The sequence below is a fragment of the Streptomyces sp. NPDC054932 genome, assembly GCF_053610205.1.
In genome coordinates, this window is record NZ_JBSGXU010000339.1 from 1 (window position 1) to 4,597 (window position 4,597).

General features: G+C 71.7%; 3 protein-coding genes and 1 pseudogene. 3 read left to right on the forward strand and 1 reads right to left on the reverse strand.

Translation table 11 applies throughout. From position 1 onward, the window contains the following. From ACWGE1_RS40300 to ACWGE1_RS40310, 3 genes are all read left to right on the forward strand, one after another. A partial coding sequence (locus ACWGE1_RS40300; RefSeq protein WP_453425445.1) for a PP2C family protein-serine/threonine phosphatase occupies window positions 1-1,324 on the forward strand: 1,324 nt, incomplete at its 5' end. Window positions 1,325-1,433: 109 nt separating this feature from the next. After that, window positions 1,434-2,783 carry a cytochrome P450 gene (locus ACWGE1_RS40305; protein WP_453425446.1) on the forward strand — a complete coding sequence of 450 codons (1,350 nt, stop codon included), beginning with the start codon at window positions 1,434-1,436 and terminating at the stop codon, window positions 2,781-2,783. 287 nt (window positions 2,784-3,070) lie between these two features. Beyond that, the gene (locus ACWGE1_RS40310) at window positions 3,071-3,658 is read left to right on the forward strand and encodes an Imm21 family immunity protein (protein WP_081521260.1); all 588 of its coding nucleotides are present in this window, start codon (window positions 3,071-3,073) and stop codon (window positions 3,656-3,658) included. 27 nt (window positions 3,659-3,685) lie between these two features. Here the strand turns inward: ACWGE1_RS40310 and ACWGE1_RS40315 are convergent. Next, window positions 3,686-4,454: pseudogene (locus ACWGE1_RS40315) on the reverse strand (transposase). Window positions 4,455-4,597 lie beyond the last annotated feature (143 nt).

Consider the following 4,597-nt stretch of genomic DNA (forward strand, 5'->3'; position numbering starts at 1 on the left):
GCAGCGTGACCACACCGAGGCCGAGGCGGGCCGCCGCCGGCTCGCCCTGCTGAGCGAGGCCAGCTCCCGCATCGGCGCAAGCCTCGATCTGGAGCGCACCGCGCAGGAGCTCGCCGACCTCGCCGTCCCGCACCTGGCCGCCGCGGTCACCGTCGACGTACTGGATTCCCTCGCGCGCGGGAACGAGCCGGGCACGGGACTGGCCGGGGGCGTCGCCCTCCGCCGTCTGGGCAAGGCGCCGCTGACCGGCTCCTCCGTGACGCAGGTCCTCGCACCCCTGGGCAGAACGCTCATCTTCCCCTCGGCCGCCCCCTACACGCAGGCCCTGTCGGCGCGCCAGCCGTTCCTGATCACCCACCTCGACGACCGGGCCGTCGCCTCCGCGGCCCGCCACACCGCCAAGCCCGCCCAACTCCTGCAGACGGGCGTGCACTCGTTCATGATGATCCCGCTCATCGCCCGTGACATGGTCCTCGGCGTCGCCACCTTCTACCGCACCGGGCCCGTCGGCCCCTTCGGGTCCGACGACGTCACCCTCGCCAGTGAACTCGCGGCGCGCGCCGCCATCAGCATCGACAACGCACGCCTCTACCACCACGAGCACGAGACCGCGGTCGTCCTGCAGCGGAGCATGCTCCCCCAGCACGTCACTCCGCCGCCCGGCATCGAGATCGCCCACCGCTACCTCCCGGCCAGCGACGTCAACGAGGTCGGCGGTGACTGGTACGACGTCCTCCCCCTCTCCGGAGGAAGGGCCGCCCTGCTCATCGGCGACGTCATGGGCCACGGCATCGCGGCCGCCGCCGTCATGGGGCGCCTGTCCGCGACCGTCCGCGCGCTCGGCCGCCTCGACATGCCTCCGACAGCCCTGCTCCACCAGCTCGAAGCCACCCTCGCCGACCTGTCCGACCCGATGCTCGCGACCTTCCTCTACGTGGTCTGCGACCCGGCCACCGGCCATTGCACGGTCACCCGCGCCGGACACCCGCCCCCGGCCGTGGCCGAGCCCGACGGCACCGTCTACCTCGTCAAGACCCCGCCGGGCGTCCCGCTGGGCGTCGGCGGCATCTCCTTCACCACCACCGACATCGCCGTGCCGCCCGGCAGCGTCCTCATCCTCTACACCGACGGCCTCATCGAGGCACGCAGCCGCGACATCGACGAACGGCTGGGCGAACTCACCGGCCTGCTCGGCACACCACAGCAATCGCTCGACCACCTGTGCGACTCCCTCATCACCCACCTGGTCCCCGCGTCCGCCGACGACGACATCGCCCTCCTCGCGGCCCGCATCGGCACGCCCGCCCATCAACCACCCGCGTGAATCGGGCCATCGGCCCTCCGGCGCTGTCACCGAGCACGCCTGTCCCCGTACAGTCCGTGATGCCGAGACACCTCCGGGCACCGCCCGACAGCCGGACAGGAGAAGAGCCGTGGCCACCGACGCCAATAACAGGCCGCTCGCCCCGCAGCGGCCGAGGACGGGACGACCGCTCCCCGAGGCCGACGCCGACTGCGTGGAGCGGTGGCTCACCCACAAAGGTGCGCTCGTCGACCTGTTGACCGAGGTACGGGAGCGGCTCGGCGGCGTCGCGGCGTTCCGCCTCGGGCCGCGGCCGACCGTACTGGTCACCGCGCCCGAGGCCGTGCAGCACGTACTCGCCCTGTACCCCGACCAGTACGTCAAACGCTCCCACCGCGCCCGTCTGCTCATCGGCGACGGGCTGCTCGCCGCGACGGGCGAGGCCTGGAAGCGGCAACGGAAGCTGCTGCAGTCGCAGTTCACCGGGAAGGGGATGCGCCGCTACGAACAGCGGATCACCGCGGCGGCCCGGACCACGGCCGAGCGGTGGGCCGATCACGCGCGCACCGGGCGGACCTTCGACCTCGGCGAGGAGATGCGCCGCTTCGCCCTGGACACCATCTGGCGGGCCCTCACCGGCCATCCGCTCGACGACGCCACCGCTCACGAACTGACCTCCGTGGCAACGGTGGTGGCCGCGCTGCCGAGCCTGCCGGCCGACCGGGTGGACGCCCGGGATGCCGTCGCCGAGGACCTGGCCAGGATCGACGCGGTCGCCCGGCACGCGGTGGCCTCGGCCCGGGCCGGCTCCCCCGGGCCCGACGGGCCGGGGCTGCTGCAGGTGCTGGTCGACGCCTCCGCCGAGCGCCCCGAGTACACCGACCGGTTGCTGCGCGACGAACTCGTGACCCTGCTGGTCGCCGGCCACGAGACCACGGCGACCACGCTGACCTGGCTCTACCTGCTGCTCGACCGCCACCCCGAGGCCCGCGAGGAGGCACTCGCGGCGGGCGGTGAGGGTTCACCGGAGCGCCGAGACGCCATCCAGGCCCTGGTCAGCGAGACGCTCCGGCTCTACCCGTCCGCCTGGATCCTGCCCCGGCACGCCGCCGAGGCCGATGCCCTGGCGGGCTACACCGTCGAAGCGGGCACGGACCTGCTCGTCTGCCCGTACCTCACGCACCGCGATCCCGAACTGTGGCCGGATCCCGAGCACTTCGACCCCCGGCGCTTCACCGTGCCGGGCGGCCGTCCCACCCGGCCGGGCGCCTACCTGCCCTTCGGGATCGGCCCTCGCGCCTGCCTCGGCCAGCAGTTCGCCCTGCGCGAGTCGGTCGTCCTCCTCGAACACCTGCTGCCCGCCCACGTCCCGGACTTCCGCGCCGTCCCCACCGGGGCGGCGTACAGCATCACCGTACGCCCCGACGGCCCGACCCCCGTCACGCTCGCGGCCTCCGGTACGGGAGGCCCCGCGCTCTGAGGTCCTGGGTCAGTCGTCCCCGAAGGCGCGGCGGGCCAGGTTCTCGCGCACCGCCGCCGGCCGGGCGATCTCGGCGCCGAGGGCGGCGAGCCTGCTTCCCACGGTCCCGGATGCGGGCACGCCGGCGGGGGACCGCTCCTCGGAGGTTTCCGGCTGGGCGTCTCGCCGGGGTTGGTCACCTAAGGGCTGTCCCGTAACTGCTGCTTGCCACAGGGGCTGAGCCTTTCCCCGTGCTGGGTTCCAACGAGCCCGGGGAGGGTGTCAGTGGGCGAGGGCACACTGACTGCATGATTACCTCTTCATCCACCGCCGACGATGCCTCCCACCCCTCTCCTATCTGGGTGGAGTCGATGGGCGGCCCTCTGATCGTCGTCCCCGTCTCCGCCCTGGCTTCCTGGGGCGGGTGCACGGAGGATGGTCTTATGGCGGGAGACGCCACCGCCCCAGACGACTACGACCGGGCCTGTGCGGTGGACGATCTGGCCGGTGTGATCCCCATCGACGAGAACGGTGCGCAGGCACTGGTGCTGGCGGACGAGCCGGCGACCAGCTGCTATCTGCCCCAGCACCGAGCATTCCTGCGGTGGCGCGCCGCCGACTCCGAGGCCGGACTGAGAGCCGCGGCGGACACGGTCCTTGCAGACCCGGCCACGATGTGGGAGGAGTGCGGCACCTGGGCCTCGGACGGTCCGGCGGTGCTCATGGACTCCGCCGAAGCAGGTTCCGACCTGGGCATCGAGTACCCCGATGGCGGGATGCCCGCCGAGGCGCCGGTCTCACTGCCCGCCGGCCGCTGGAGGGTCCGCGCCACGCAGGCCGAGGTGGACGAGGAGAACTGGGTCGGCCTGGTCCAGCTCCTGCCCGCTGAATCCTGAACGGACAGTACTTCGGGCCCGGTGCGGTCAGCCGCGGCGCGCAAGGTTGTGCAGGTGAGCAATGCCGAGCATCGCGTGGTGCACGCCACCGCCCTTGAGGCGGCAGTCACGCAGGATCTTCCAGTTCTTCATCCGGGTAAGAGCATGCTCGACCCGAGCGCGGACCATGCGGTGAGAGGCGTTGTGCTCTTCCTTCCAGGCGGGCAGTTCGCTCTGCCCAGGGTCGCGGCGGTGCGGGATGACAAGTCCGGTACCTCGATAGCCACCGTCGGCGATCACTACGGTGTTCCCGACGGCGGCCTTCGCCCCGGATAGCTCCCATGCCTTGCAGTCATTGCGGTTGCCTGGCAACGGTCGGCCGATCACAACCACCAGTCGGGTGTCGGCGTCGACGACCACCTGTGATTCGTCGAGTAGCGGTAGTTCTTGGACCGCTCCGCCACCGCGTGGTCGCGGGTGGGAACCAGAGTGCCGTCCACGATGAGCACGGCGTCCTTGCGAAACTGCTTACGGGGCCGAACGCGAGAAGAGGTCCGACCTGCCTGACGATGCGGCCTGCTGCGGACCTCGAGACACCGAAGAGCGGAGCGAGCTGGCGCAGCGTGAGGTGAGTACGCCAGTACGCAGCCACCAGAAGCACCCGGTCCTCCAGTGGAATCCCCCACGGCCGGCCCCGCCGAGCGATGTCGGCGCCTCCGCGCCGCAGCTCACGCACCACCCGGTTGAACTGGCGCGGAGCCACACCAGTGAACGGGGCCGTCCAGGACGGCTCGGACGCTGTGATCACGCATGACACGGTCGAGATCATCGCAGGGCAAGATCACTTACGGGACAGCCCTTTGGTCGTCTCTTTCGGATCTTGCCGGGCCCGCGCCGCCCGGCACCGCACCTCGCCGCGTTGTCGGAGCACCGCAGTACGTCCAGTACAACGGCGCTCCT

What these genes read in the sequence shown, in the direction of transcription:
- ACWGE1_RS40310 (WP_081521260.1), top strand. Translation starts at nt 3,071, where the DNA reads ATGATTACCTCTTCATCCACCGCCGACGATGCCTCCCACCCCTCTCCT.